The following is a 13,391-nucleotide window of genomic DNA, read 5'->3' on the forward strand; positions in this document are numbered from 1 at the left end:
CTCCTAGGCGTAACTGTGCAGTTCGGGGTCGGCGCCCGTGAGCTTGGCGTCGAGGCGGGCGGCGTCCTGCTCGGCGCGGCGGATGTCGGCCTCCGTGCGCTCGAGGGAGCGGCTGATGAGCTCCTGGCGCGCCTGCGCCTCGGCGAGGTGTGCGGAGCAGGCGGCGACGTTGAGGGTGCGCTGGCGCTCGAGCTCGGCGACGCCAGCGCGCTCGAAGGCCGCGAGCTCGTGCTCGAAGACCTCCAGCGTCTCGACGTCGACCGCGCCGCGCATGCGCCTCAGCCGCCAGAGCACGCGGCGCTTGAGCCCGCGGGTCGATGGCACTTTGTAGTCGGTGATCCTGTCACGTTCGCGCATCGGAGCTCCCTGGTTCGACGGACGGTGCGGATTGTGCTGACGAGACGATTCCTGTGGGCCGGCCGATGCCGACGGGCTCGACGGGACGCCAGATGTCCACGGAGGTCTCGCGCCCGGCGAGCGAGTCCGCACGGTGCAGTGCGGGGGCGCGCAGCGCTCCGGGTGGCGGCGTCAGCGCGCGCAGATACGCGCCCCAGTAGACGGCGATCTTCTCGTCGGAGCGGTCGAAGTGCCTGCTCGCCCGCAGCCGCGCGGCGGTGAACCGGGCGTTGATGCTCGCGCCGAGCTGTTCGGCGCGGGCGTTGCGCTGCGCGATCCGGCGCCGCAGTCGGCGCAGCTCCTCGAACGCGACGCCGTCGCCCTCGGCGATACGGGAGGCCGCGCGCTCGGCGGGCGCGAGCGCCTCCAGCCGGTCGTCGTAGGCGTCCAGATCGGCGGCGAGCGCCTGGGCGAGGCCGCGCTGCTCGGCGAGGTCGCGGCGGCAGCGGGAGAAGAAGCGCTGCTCCTCGCGGCGCGCGTAGGCGTTCGCGCGGGCCTGCAGGGCGGTGATGGTGGGGGTGGCAACGGTGGGAGTGCCGTCGGTCGACGCAGGTGCCGACGGTGCGTCGCGCGGCGGCCGTGCCGCCTCGGCGTCCTGCCGGGCTCGACGCTCCAGCAGGCGACGGGCGAACGGCCCTATTCTCAGCGGCTGGGTCCCCATAGCTGGGGAGCGTACGAAGCGAGCCTGAGCGGTTCCTCGGCATCCGGTGACTAAGTGCCGTGCGAGACGCAACCGTGACCTCCGGTGCCGGTCGGGACACTCGCCCTGCCAGGATGGAGTGATGGAGACGGTGCTCGAACTGCGTGACGTGACGTTCCGGCGCGAGGGGCGGCACATCCTGGAGAACATCCGCTTCGAGGTGCGGGCGGGGGAGCACTGGGCACTGCTCGGACCGAACGGCGCGGGAAAGAGCACCGTGCTGGGGTTCTGCGGAGCCGTCGCGTTCCCGACCTCCGGCACCGTCGACGTGCTCGGCCGCAGGCTCGGCCGGGTGGAGCTGCAGGAGCTCCGGCGGCACATCGGACACGTCAATCCGCGGCATCCCGTGCGCTCGCCGCTCACGGTCACCGAGGTGGTGCTCACCGGTCTGACCGGTTCGATCGAGCCGCCCATGCGCTGGGAGGCGACGTCGCAGGAGCGGGCGCGCGCCCGCGAACTGATCGGCACGATCGGCCTCGACGACCGCAGCGACGCCCGGTGGCCGACGCTCTCGCAGGGCGAGCGCGGCCGGGCGCTGATCGCGCGGGCGCTCATCTCCGAGCCGCGCCTGCTGCTGCTCGACGAGCCCACCACCGGTCTCGACGTCGCGGCGCGCGAGCAGCTGCTGGAGACGATCGATGGGCTCTCGGTGGCGGTGCCCGATCTCGCGAGCGTGCTCGTGACGCACCGCTTGGAGGAGCTGCCGGAGACCACCTCCCACGCCCTGCTGCTCTCGCACGGCCGGATCGTCGCGTCCGGGCCGATCGAGGAGGCCGTCACCACCGGGACCGTCACCGCGGCGTTCGAGCACCCGATCCGGGTGGAGCGTGCGGAGGGGCGCTGGAGCGCGCGGGCCGTCAAGGAGCGTGTGGCGACGCGCTAGCGGGAGCGTCAGGGCAGCTCGAGCAGCAGCTCGACGACCGGCTTCCCCGCTCCGGCGGCGTAGGAGGTCTCGCTGCCGGTCTGTACGAAGCCGGCCCGGTCGAGTACCCGGCGTGACCCGAGGTTGGCCTGGGCGACGTGCGCGTGCAGCGGACGCGTCGGCTCCGCCGCGACGAGCAGCATCAGGGCCGCCGTCGCGATCCCGCGGCCCCAGAGCGCGCGGCGGATCCAGTAGGTGACCTCGCGGTCGCCGTCGAGCGTGAACGCTGCGACGGTCCCGGCGAACGCCCCGTCGGCCTCCACGGCGCGCATCCGGATGCCCGGGTCGGCGAGGTGCCGGCTCCAGCGGGCGTCGAAGGCCTCCCGGTCGTCGGGGTCGGCCGCGGTGAAGGCGGCCATCTGCACGGCCTCCGGGTCGCGCATCATCTCGAAGGCGGCGTCGGCGTCGGCATCCGTGGCCGGGCGGAGTCGCACGTGCATGCCGCGATGGTAGCGCGCGCCCACCCGCTAGACTCACACGCCGTGCCCCCTCTCGCGACCGCTGACGACGGCGTGCCCATCGCGTTCGAGGAGCACGGGACGGGCGTGCCGCTCCTGCTGATCGCCGGGCAGGCGACCGGGATGCACGGCTGGGGGCCGTTCGCCCGTGCACTCGCCGCACGCCATCGTGTGATCGTGTTCGACCACCGCGGCATCGGCGACAGCGGACTGGGGGATCCCGCCCGCTACGGCACCCGGCTCTTCGCCGACGATGCCCTGGCCGTGCTCGACGCGGCCGGAGTGTCCGCGGCGCACGTGGTCGGGCACTCGATGGGCGGTCGCGTGGCGCAGTGGCTGGCAGCTGAGCATCCCGCCCGGGTGCGCCGGCTGGTGCTCATCGGCACCACGTCGACCGATCGCGCGGGAGGCACGGACGACCGTCGCGATCCCGCAGTGATCGCCGACCTGCTCAGCGGCGACCGGGAGCGCATGGTGCCGCTGTTCTTCGACGCCGAATGGGCCGAGGTGAATCCGGAGGCCGTGGCCGGCTTCTTCGACCGGGTGGCCTCGCGGCCGGCCCTCCGCGGGCATTTCGCCGCGAGCCGCGACCACGACGCGCGGGAGGTGCTCGCCCAGATCCGGGCGGAGACGCTGGTGATCCACGGCCGCGGGGACGCACTGACGCCGGTCGCGCACGCCCGGCTGCTGGCCGCGGCGATCCCGCGCGCGCGGCTGCTCGAGTTCGACGCCCGGCACGGCCTCCACCTCGACACGCCCGCGGTTCGCGAGGCGGTCGGCGCGTTCCTCGCGATGCCCTAGCGCAGGTCGTTCGGGAGGCGAGGGGTTGCGGAAGCGCACCCGCCTCTGCTCAAGTGAGCAATATTCACCAAAGGCTGGTGCGCGCTCGATTCGCGGGAGCATCCTTTCTGCGTCGCTGCGTGCCGGAGGCCCGGCGGCACACCACACAACACCAGAGAACCCGAACAGGAGCATCACCATGTCTCTCGTCGAGACCGCCGTCCCGGAGCGCTTCCGAGACCTCGCCGGCCGCCTCACCGGCCGTGTCGTCACCCTCGCCGATCCCGACTGGGACACCGAGCGGCTGGCGTGGAACCTCGCCATCGACCAGCGCCCGGAGGCCGTCGTCGTGCCGGCCGACGCCTCCGACATCGCTGTCGTGGTCGGCTTCGCCCGCGACAACGGCCTCCGCGTCGTGCCGCAGAGCACCGGCCACCTCGCCGCGCCGCTCGGCGACCTCAGCGGCTCGATCCTGCTGCACACGTCGCGCCTGCGCGGTGTGGACGTGGACGCCGAAGGCCGAACCGTCCGCGTCGGGGCGGGCGTCGTGTGGGGCGAGGTCACCTCCGCCCTCGAACCGTACGGTCTGGCCGCGCTGGCCGGCTCGTCACCCGACGTCGGCGTCGCCGGCTATCTCCTCGGCGCCGGGTTCAGCTGGATGGCGCGCAAGCGCGGCCTCGGCTGCTCGGCGGTCACGGCGTTCGACGTCGTCACCGCGGACGGCCGCCAGCGTCACGTCACCGCCGAGAGCGACTCCGACCTGTTCTGGGCGCTGCGCGGCGGCGGAGGCAACACCGCCATCGTGACCGCCTTCACGTTCCGCGTGTTCCCCGTCGCCACCATCTACGCGGGGATGCTGCTCTTCCCGCTGGCGCGAGCCCGGGAGGTCCTGCGGGCGTACGAGGCGTGGACCCGCGACGTGACCGAGGATGCGACGACGTGCGTGCGGCTGCTCCGCGTCCCGCCGCTGCCCGACCTTCCGGACTTCCTGCGCGGCCAGGCGTTCGTCGGCGTCGACGGCGCCATCGACCTCCCGGAGGTGGAGGCTGAGGCGGTCCTCGAACCGCTGCGCGCTCTCGACCCGGCCATCGACACGTTCGGGGTCATGCCGGCCTCCCAGCTCGGTCTCGTGCACATGGACCCGCCGGACCCGGTGCCCGCCCTCGGTGACGGACTCATCATCGACGACCTCCCGGAGGATGCGATCGAGGCGTTGCTCGCGGTGGTCGGTCCCGACGCCGACAGTGCGCTGCTGGCCGTCGACATGCGGCATTTGGGCGGAGCGGCCGGGCGTCCGGCCGAGAACGGCGGCGCGGTCGACCACCTGCCGGGCAAGTTCGTCGTCTACGCGGTCGGCGTCGTGGCCGATCCTGCCCTGGTGCCCGTCCTGACGGCCGAGGTCGCCGCGGTGCGCGCGGCGCTCGCACCGTGGATGAGCGAGCGCGACTACTCCAACTTCCGGGAGGCCGACGCGGCTCCTGGCCGGTTCTGGGACGACGCGACGCTGGAGCGCCTCCGTGAGATCAAGCAGGCTTACGACCCGGAGCGCACCATCCGCACCGCGCACGAGCTCGACTAGCACCCGACCGCGGGCCCGAGGGGCACGTCGTTGTCGCTTTTCGCGAGGAGAAGTGACGACGACGTGCCCTTCGGTGGTCGAAGGGCAGCGAGACGCGGACGCGCTACTCGAAGTGGCCCTCGCGGGCAGCGTCGACGAAGGTCGCGTAGTCGGCCTCCGCCTGCGCCGCGTACTGGTGCGCCCACTCGGCGGCCGCGCGCACGAACCCGCCGCCCGTGCCGATGTACCCCGCGACGAACGGCGCCTTCGGCGACCGCGCGTGCGCGCGTCCGAGCACGATCGCGCAGGCCTGCGAGTACTCGGAGAACTGCGTCGTGTTCATGTCGGCGATCTCGAATGAGGCGTTGCGGTTGCGGAAGATGCGCATGTAGAAGCTGTGATGCTCCAGCGACAGGTAGCCGAGGAACGGGTCGGAGACCGCCTGGAGGATGCGCTGGCAGCCCACGACGCGATAGCCCTGGTGCTCGGCGAGGATCTCCGGGTCGAGGTAGCCGACCACCGGGGCGATGCCGCCGAACTCCTGCACGACCGATTCGTTGGCCTCCTTCAGCTGGAGGATCAGCACGTCGCCGGTCGGGTCGCCGAGCGCGATGATGAAGCACCGCGTCCCGACGCTGCCGACCCCGACGACACGTCGGGCGACGTCGAGCACCCGGTACTGCGAGAGCATCAGAGCGATGTTGGTCGGGACGGTCCGCCGGTACGTCTCGAGCACCTGGTCGACCAGCACCCGGATCTCCGGCTCGAGCCGGGTCAGGATCGGCGGGTCCTCGACGAATTGGAGTCCCTCGCCGCCCTCGGTCAGCGTGCGTTTGGCGACACGCTCGCTGGTGCGCTTCTCCGATTCCTTGAGCGTCCGTTTGATCATGCGCTCGCTGTCCGGGCTGAGGATCTGCCGCTCGACGAGGCTGGTCACCCGGAAGTAGCGTCCGTACAGCGAGGACTGGAGGGCGTTGCGCAGCGAGTTGCGGTACATCGCCGCCGACGACAGGACGATCGAACGCAGCGTCGAGCCGCCGAGCCCGAGCGAGCGGCCGGCCAGGACGACGCTCGTCAGCATCCGTTTGACGTCCCATTCGAACGGCCCGACGGCCGCCTCGTCGAAGTCGTTGATGTCGAACACCATCGAGCGCTCGGGGGAGCGATAGATGCCGAAGTTGGTGATGTGGGCGTCGCCGCAGATCACGACGTCGCCTCCCGCGTTCGGCTGGGCAGCGAGGTCGGCGGCCTGGATGGCGGCGGTGCCGCGGTAGAACGCGAATGCCGACGTGCTCATCCGCTCGACCCGCAGCTTAACCAGGTACGGCAGCCGGTTCTCGTGCTGCCGGCGGAGGATCCCGAGCGGGTCGCGGCCGGGCGGAGGAGTGTAGTCGGCCTGGCTGGAACGCGGCACCTCGGAGCGGGCCGCCCGCCCTGCGTCGTAGAGCTCTTCTTCGTTGAGTGGGGTCGCGATGGTCGTCATGACGCACCTCCTGGGTGGCGCTCATGCTAGCTCCGTGCATGCGGGCCTGGGTAGACGTCACCGGTGCACTCGAGGAGCTGCGCCCGCTGCAGTGCTGACCGCGGCAGCGCGGGTCTGGTGCGCCGTTCACGCCGCAGGCTAGCATCCGGCCAGAATCCGGGAAGGAGCTGCCATGGCGGGACGGTGGGGTGCGGTCACGGTTCTCGCGTCCGCCCAGTTCGTGATGACGCTCGACAGCACCGTCATGAACGTGTCGATCTCGACCGTCGTCAAAGACCTCCACACGACGATCGCCGCGATGCAGGCGACCATCACCTTCTACACGCTCACGATGGCCGCATTCATGCTGCTCGGCGCGAAGCTCGGCGATGTGTGGGGCCGTCGGCGCGCACTCGTCGTCGGGTCGATCGTGTACGCGATCGGGTCGGGCACGACTGCACTCGCGCCCAACATCGTCGTGCTGTTCCTCGGCTGGTCGGTGGTGGAGGGTCTCGGCGCGGTGCTCGTGATCCCGGCGATCGCGGCGCTCATCGCCGACAACTACACGGGCCATGCGCGGGTCACCGCGTTCGCGGTGATCGGCGCATCATCCGGTGTCGCCGTGGCGGTCGGGCCCCTCATCGGCGGGTTTCTGACCACCTACGCCAGTTGGAGGTATGTGTTCGCAGGGGAGGTCGTCATCATGGCGATCGTGCTGCTGTTCCGGGGCGTGGTCTCCGACAGCGGGGAGCGCAAGCGGATCCGGATCGACGTGCTCTCGGTGCTGCTCTCGGCCGCCGGGCTCGTCCTCATCGTCTACGGGCTGCTTCAGACCAAGACCTGGGGGTGGGTGCTGCCGACGCAGCAGGACATCAGCGTGCTGGGGCTCTCGCCGGTGCCGTTCATCATCGCCGTCGGCTCGGTGCTGCTCTGGCTGTTCTTCGTGCGCCAGCGCGTGCTGATCCGACAGGGCAGGGCGCCGCTGCTGAACACGGCGATCCTCCGGCTGCGGCAGCTGCGGGCCGGGGTGGGCAGCCTGGGCATCCAATACACCGTCACGGCCGGCCTGTTCTTCATCGTGCCGATCTACCTCCAACTCGCCCTCGGATACGATGCGCTCTCGACGGGGCTGCGGATCTTCCCGCTGTCGGTCGCGCTCGTGCTGTTCTCGATCCTCGGCACGGCACTCGCGCGACGGCTCTCGCCGAAGATCATCGCCCGCATCGGCCAGCTGGGTCTCGTCTTCGCGAGTCTCGTGCTGCTGGGCTCCGTCGACCCGAAGCTGAACAACTGGATCTTCGGAGCGGGGATGTTCCTGTCGGGAGCGGCCCTCGGCCTCCTGGCCTCGCAGCTCGGCAACGTGACGATGTCGTCAGTCGGCGACGACGAACTCAGCGAAGCAGGGGGAGTGCAGGGGGTGTACCAGAATCTGGGCTCCTCGCTCGGCACCGCCCTGATCGGCTCCGTCATGATCGCGACCCTGAGCACGCTGTTCGCCGGTGCTGTGGCCGCCAGCACGCTCCCGAGCGACGTGCAGCAGGAGATCTCGTCGCGCACGCAAGGCGGAGTGGCAGTGGTGGCGGCCGCCGATGTGCCGAAGATCGCCCAGGATGCCGGCCTGACGAGCGAGCAGGGCGATCAGCTGGCCTCCATCTACAGCGCGTCGCAGCTCGAGTCGCTGCGCCTCTCGTTCGCGGCGCTGGCGTTCGTCTCGGTGGGAGCGCTGTTCTTCTCGCGGAACCTCCCGTCTCAGGTGCTGGGTCGGGAGAGCGAGGACGAGGAGCAGGCATCCGCCTCCCGCTGACAGGTCTGGTGCCGCACTCGCGCCCGGAGCTAGCATGCGGCCGGGCCTGAGCACGCGGCCTGGCCACGCACAGGGAGGAGACCGGCATGGACGCGTTCCCCGAGATCGCGGAGCACGGCATGATCGGCGACTTGCAGACGATCGCCCTGGTCTCGACCGCCGGATCGATCGACTGGTTCTGCGCTCCGCGGTTCGACTCCCCGACGATGTTCGCCTCGCTGCTCGACCGCGAGAAGGGCGGCTACTTCCGCATCCACGCGCTCGCCGACGACGTGCGGATCCGGCAGATGTACTTCCCGCAGACCGCCGTGCTCATCACACGGTTCATGTCGTCGAAAGGTGTCGGCGAGGTGATCGACTTCATGCCCGTCGCCGACGAGCCGCACATCGCGACCGCGCGGCGGATCATCGTGCGCGCGGTGCGCGTCGTGCGCGGCGAGTTGGCCTTCCGGCTGGAGTGCCGGCCCCGGTTCGACTACGGCCGCAGCGCGCACACCGCCACGGCCGCCGACCATGGCGTGCTGTTCGCCGACGACACGACGAGCGCCGCGCTGCACGGGGTCGGCCCAGAGGCTCTCGTCGACGGCGATGTCGTCACGGAGTTCACCGTCGCCGCCGGCGACCTCCGCATCTTCGCCTTCGAGACCGAGCCGCGCGGTGAGCCCCGTGACATCGGCCGCGCCCGCGGCAACCGGCTGTTCCGCGAGACGGTGGCCTTCTGGCGCGACTGGATCGGCCGCAGCACCTACTCCGGGCGCTGGCGCGAAGACGTCGAGCGCTCGGCGATGGTGCTCAAGCTGCTGCAGTACGCGCCGACCGGTGCGCTCGTCGCCGCTCCGACGGCGGCCCTCCCCGAGCAGTTGGGCGGCGTGCGCAACTGGGACTACCGCTACACCTGGATCCGCGACGCCTCCTTCTCGGTGTACTCGCTGCTCGCCCTCGGTTACGAGGAGGAGGCCATCGCCTTCGCCCTGTGGACCGCCGACCGCGTCACCGAACAGGCCGGGGCCGACTCCGGGCCGCTCAAGATCATGTACCGGATCGACGGGTCGTCCGACCTGGAGGAGCTCACCCTCGACCACTTCGAGGGCTACGCGGGGTCGCAGCCGGTGCACATCGGCAACGGCGCGGCCGACCAGCTCCAGCTCGACATCTACGGGGAGGCGCTGGACGCCCTCTCGATCGCCGAGGACCACCGCCCGATCGGGCATCCGGGCTGGATGAAGCTGGTCGGCATCCTCGACTGGCTGGCCGACAACTGGGACCAGCCCGACGAAGGCGTCTGGGAGACCCGGGGAGGTCGCAAGGACTTCACCTACGGCCGCATCATGTGCTGGGTCGCCTTCGACCGCGCCATCACGATCGCGCGCGAGCGCAGCCGTCCCGCGCCGCTGGAGCGCTGGATCAGCACGCGCGACGCGATCTACGAGCAGGTCTTCACCCGCTGCTGGAACCCCGACCGCAAGGCGTTCACCCAGTACCCCGGGACCGATGTCGTCGATGCCATCACGCTGCTCATGCCGCTGGTCGGGATGATCTCGCCGCAGGACCCGATGTGGCTGTCGACGCTCGACGCGATCGGGGAGGAGCTGGTGACCGACAGCCTCGTGTACCGCTACAACCCGGACGCGTCGCCGGACGGCCTCCCGGGCGCGGAGGGCACGTTCTCGCTCTGCTCGTTCTTCTACGTCTGCGCCCTGACCGACGCCGGCCGGCTCGACGAGGCGCAGTACGCGTTCGAGAAGATGCTCACCTACGGCAACCACCTGGGGCTGTTCGCCGAGGAGATCGACCCGGCCGGCCTCCAGCTCGGCAACTTTCCGCAGGCGTTCACGCACCTGGCGCTGATCCGCGCGGCGATCAGCCTCGACGCCGCACTCACCTCCCAGACCGCAACGACCCGGAAGGCCCCTCGATGATCCCGCTCACCATCGGAACCACCGTCGGCGCCCCCGAACGCCCCGCCGTGATCGACGGATCGCGGTTCAACCGGCACACCTTCTGGTGCGGCCAGAGCGGGTCGGGCAAGACGTACGCGCTCGGGGTGGTGCTGGAGCAGCTGCTGCTGGAGACCGAGCTGCCGATCGCCGTGCTCGACCCGAACGCCGACTTCGTGCGGGTGTCGCGCACCCGCGACGACGTCACCGCGCAGGAGCGCGATCGCTTCGCGGACTTCGACATCCGGGTCTTCCACTCGAGCACGCACGAGGAGCCGCAGCTGCACGCCCGCTACATCGACCTGAGCGTGCGATCGCAGGCCGCGGTCGGGAGGCTCGATCCGATCGCCGACGAGGAGGAGTACAACGCCCTCCTGCACCTGGACAAGTCGACCGACCACTTCGACAAGCAGCGCTTCCTCGGGGCGCTCGCGGCCTCCGACGACCCGGCGCGGCGGCGACTCGGCATGCGCATCGACAACCTGCAGATCCTGGAGTGGCCGCTCTGGTCGTTCGGCGGCTCCTCCGCCGTCGATGCGATCGACGAGCGCCCGCGGGTCACCGTGCTCGACGTCGGCGGCTTCGCGCACCAGGCCGAGCCGCAGACTGCGGCGCTCTGCGTGCTGGAGCACCTCTGGGAGCACCGCATGGACCGCAACCCGCTGCTGATCGTGCTCGACGAGGCGCACAACTTCTGCCCTCCCGTGCCGCGCAACAGCGTGGAGGCCCAGCTCACCGAGCAACTCATCCAGATCGCCGCCGAAGGCCGCAAATTCGGGCTCTGGCTGTTCCTCTCGACGCAGCGGCCCACGAAGATCCACCCGAACGTGCTGTCCCAGTGCGACAACCTCGGGCTCATGCGCATGAACGCACCGCGGGACCTCGCCGAGATCGGCGAGGTCTTCGGGTTCGTGCCCCAGCACCTGCTGGAGCAGTCACCGACCTTCCGCAAGGGCGAGGCGCTGTTCGCCGGCGCCTTCTCGGACGAGCCGCAGCTGGTGCGGGTCGGCCGGCGGATCACCGTCGAGGGCGGCAGCGACCTGTCGGTCGAGCCGCGCGCGGTGGAGGTCGTCTAGCCGAAGGAGTCACCATGAGCGAGGCACCGGAGCCGACGCAGCAGCGGGCGGCGGAGGACGCGGAAGCGGCCCGGGGGATCATGTCGGACATCGTCCACGGCCGGCTCATGCACGTGCCGGCCACGATCGCGCAGTCGATCGAGGACTTCCACGACTCGTCGCAGGAGTGGAGGCGGCTGTTCTCGGAACTGCTCGGCACGTTCTTCCTGGTGCTCGTCGCGGCCGGCGGCGGGATGATGGGGCAGGCGTTCCCGAACACGATCTCGCGCACTGCCGCGGTGACGGCCCCGGCACTGATGGTGTTCGCGATCATCCTCTTCATGGGCAAGATCTCGGGCGCTCACCTCAACCCGGCGGTCAGCGTCGCGTTCGCGCTCCGCGGCGACTTCCCCTGGGCGCGCGTGCCCGGCTACATCATCGTGCAGCTGGTGGGCGCCTCGCTCGCGGCGTGGTTCCTGGAGGGGGTGACCCACGTGTCGTCCCGCTACGGCTCGAACTACCCGGCCTCCGGCTTCAGCTCGTGGGACGCGCTGCTGATGGAGACCGTGCTGACATTCGGCCTGGTGAGCGTGATCCTGGGCACGGCCTCCGGAGCCCAGAACCTCGGCATCATCGGCGCTTTCGGCGTCGGCGCCTACATCGCCCTCGCCGGCCTCTGGGGCAGCCCGATCTCCGGCGCCTCGATGAACCCGGCGCGTACCTTCGGCCCCGACCTGGTGAGCGGGCACTGGGACGCGTACTGGGTGTACATCGTCGGCCCGCTCGCGGGCGCGGTCATCGCGGTCGGAGCCGCCTTCGTGCTGCGCGGCCGCGGCGGCGGACTCGCCGGATCGGCGGCCGCGCAGGGGGGACTGATGACGGAGGCGCGGTTCCCGGAACAGGATTAGCAGTGTCCTCTCCAGAGTCCCTCCCTCCCGCGCCGACCCGTGCGCCCGACTTCGATGACGACTTCGGCGAGGGGCTGAGCGAGCGACGCTGGGTGCCGAGCTATCTGCCCCACTGGACCACGCCGGAGCGCGCGTGCGCCCGCTATCGGTTGGTTCCGGACGGGATCGCGCTGCAGATCGACGCCGATCAGCCCGACTGGCGACCGGAGGACGCACCTCTGCGCGTTTCGAACCTCCAGACCGGTGCCTACTCGGGTCCGGTCGGGTCCACGCTCGGAACGCATCGCCATCGCCACGGCCTCCACGTGCGCACAGAGACTCCTCAGTCGCTGCTGTTCGCGCCGTCGCGCGGGCGCGTGGAGGTGACGGCATCCGCCAGCCGCGACGAGAACTGCATGCTGGCCGCGTGGCTGATCGGCACCGAGCATCGGTCGCCCGACGAGTCAGGCGAGATCTGCCTCTTCGAGATCGATGCCGACGCGATCGGCGATACCACCCGGGTGCGTTGCGGCGTCAAGGCCCATCACGATCCGCGGATCAGCACAGACATGGCAGAGGTCGCCATCCCCGTCGACGCGTCGGAACCGCACACGTACGCGGTGATCTGGGGCGACGGCTCGACCGTGATCGGGTGCGACGGCCGCGTGCTGCGACGCATCGCGCAGGCACCCACGTATCCGCTCTTCCTGATGATCGATCTCTTCGAGATCGGAGGGCGCAGCGGGGCCTACCCCAAGTCCGCCACGATCCATCGTGTTCGGGCATGGCAGGGGCCATGATTGCCTCATGGACTCGATGGATCTGAACGAGTCGGCGGATCTGCGCGGTGACGGTGGCATCCGTGTTCAGCGCGCGCTCTGGCGGCACTGGGGAACGCCGGCGGGCATCTACGGCACCATCGTCTACGCGAGCGTCGTGGCCGCCAGTTCGGGAGGCGCGGGGGACCAGACCCAGGCGGACGCCCTCCACGTTCTGGTGTTCAGCCTGGTGAGCATCGTGGTCTTCTGGATGGCGCACGTCTACTCCACGGCGCTCGGCTTCCACGGCGCCGACGAGCGGGTGGGAGCGCGGGTGCGCGACGCGCTGGGCCACGCGCTCTTCGAGTCCAGCGGCATGCTGGAGGCCGCCGTCGTTCCGAGCATCCCGCTGCTGCTCGCGGCGATCGGCATCCTCCCGGGCGAACTCGGCGTGTGGCTGTCACTGTGGCTGACGGTGCTGCTGCTGGCGCTGCTGGGCTACCTGGTCTTCCATATGCGCGGGAGGCGGGTGCTGTTCTGCCTCACGGGCGCGGTGATCACAGGGCTGTTCGGGGTGGTCGTGATCCTGTTGAAGACGACGCTGCAGCACTGAGGGAGGAGGCGCTGCAGGTAACGGAGGAGATCGGACCGCGCGATGCCCGGAATGGCCACTA

At 70.6% G+C, this 13,391-nt stretch carries 13 protein-coding genes; 9 read left to right on the forward strand and 4 right to left on the reverse strand.

Annotated features, from left to right (window positions below; translation table 11 throughout):
• Nucleotides 1–3: 3 nt before the first annotated feature.
• Both AC0HS0_RS13465 and AC0HS0_RS13470 read right to left on the reverse strand, forming a co-directional pair.
• Nucleotides 4–357: a hypothetical protein gene (locus AC0HS0_RS13465; protein WP_472964547.1), complete on the reverse strand. Its 354-nt coding sequence runs from the start codon at nt 355–357 to the stop codon at nt 4–6.
• Complete coding sequence (locus AC0HS0_RS13470; protein ID WP_472964548.1) at nt 344–1,057, reverse strand: hypothetical protein; 714 nt, start codon at nt 1,055–1,057, stop codon at nt 344–346. Before AC0HS0_RS13470 ends, AC0HS0_RS13465 begins: the two co-directional genes overlap by 14 nt.
• 121 nt (nt 1,058–1,178) lie before the next feature.
• Between AC0HS0_RS13470 and AC0HS0_RS13475 the strand changes: the two genes are divergently transcribed.
• Nucleotides 1,179–1,979, forward strand: coding sequence for an ABC transporter ATP-binding protein (locus AC0HS0_RS13475; RefSeq protein WP_472964549.1), 801 nt, complete (start codon nt 1,179–1,181; stop codon nt 1,977–1,979).
• Nucleotides 1,980–1,987: 8 nt separating this feature from the next.
• Here AC0HS0_RS13475 and AC0HS0_RS13480 read toward each other — a convergent pair whose 3' ends face one another.
• Entirely contained in the window at nt 1,988–2,458 is a 471-nt protein-coding gene (locus AC0HS0_RS13480; protein ID WP_472964550.1) for a GNAT family N-acetyltransferase, read from the reverse strand.
• Nucleotides 2,459–2,500: 42 nt separating this feature from the next.
• Here AC0HS0_RS13480 and AC0HS0_RS13485 point away from each other — a divergent pair, with 42 nt between their 5' ends.
• A complete protein-coding gene (locus AC0HS0_RS13485; protein WP_472964551.1) occupies nt 2,501–3,277 on the forward strand; it encodes an alpha/beta fold hydrolase in 777 nt (258 codons plus the stop codon).
• 178 nt (nt 3,278–3,455) lie between these two features.
• On the forward strand, nt 3,456–4,835 hold the full coding sequence (locus AC0HS0_RS13490) for an FAD-binding oxidoreductase (RefSeq protein ID WP_472964552.1): 1,380 nt from the start codon (nt 3,456–3,458) through the stop codon (nt 4,833–4,835).
• A 103-nt stretch (nt 4,836–4,938) separates the two neighbouring features.
• On the opposite strand, the gene AC0HS0_RS13495 is transcribed toward AC0HS0_RS13490, so the two are convergent.
• A complete protein-coding gene (locus AC0HS0_RS13495; RefSeq protein ID WP_472964553.1) occupies nt 4,939–6,297 on the reverse strand; it encodes a DUF2252 domain-containing protein in 1,359 nt (452 codons plus the stop codon).
• Between the two features lie 172 nt (nt 6,298–6,469).
• Between AC0HS0_RS13495 and AC0HS0_RS13500 the strand changes: the two genes are divergently transcribed.
• The 6 genes from AC0HS0_RS13500 to AC0HS0_RS13525 all read left to right on the forward strand — a co-directional run bounded on the left by AC0HS0_RS13500 (nt 6,470) and on the right by AC0HS0_RS13525 (nt 13,330).
• Nucleotides 6,470–8,080, forward strand: coding sequence for an MFS transporter (locus tag AC0HS0_RS13500; protein ID WP_472964554.1), 1,611 nt, complete (start codon nt 6,470–6,472; stop codon nt 8,078–8,080).
• 86 nt (nt 8,081–8,166) lie between these two features.
• Nucleotides 8,167–9,999 (forward strand): glycoside hydrolase family 15 protein, encoded by a 1,833-nt coding sequence (locus AC0HS0_RS13505; RefSeq protein ID WP_472964555.1) that lies wholly within the window; start codon nt 8,167–8,169, stop codon nt 9,997–9,999.
• Nucleotides 9,996–11,093, forward strand: coding sequence for an ATP-binding protein (locus tag AC0HS0_RS13510; RefSeq protein ID WP_472964556.1), 1,098 nt, complete (start codon nt 9,996–9,998; stop codon nt 11,091–11,093). Before AC0HS0_RS13505 ends, AC0HS0_RS13510 begins: the two co-directional genes overlap by 4 nt.
• Before the next feature lie 14 nt (nt 11,094–11,107).
• A complete protein-coding gene (locus tag AC0HS0_RS13515) occupies nt 11,108–11,980 on the forward strand; it encodes an MIP/aquaporin family protein (RefSeq protein ID WP_472964557.1) in 873 nt (290 codons plus the stop codon).
• Between the two features lie 2 nt (nt 11,981–11,982).
• Nucleotides 11,983–12,759, forward strand: coding sequence for a glycoside hydrolase family 16 protein (locus AC0HS0_RS13520; protein WP_472964558.1), 777 nt, complete (start codon nt 11,983–11,985; stop codon nt 12,757–12,759).
• Between the two features lie 7 nt (nt 12,760–12,766).
• Nucleotides 12,767–13,330 carry a hypothetical protein gene (locus AC0HS0_RS13525; RefSeq protein ID WP_472964559.1) on the forward strand — a complete coding sequence of 188 codons (564 nt, stop codon included), beginning with the start codon at nt 12,767–12,769 and terminating at the stop codon, nt 13,328–13,330.
• The last annotated feature ends 61 nt before the right edge of the window (nt 13,331–13,391 follow it).

It is taken from the genome of Leifsonia sp. PARNA 1/14 (genome assembly GCF_055720965.1).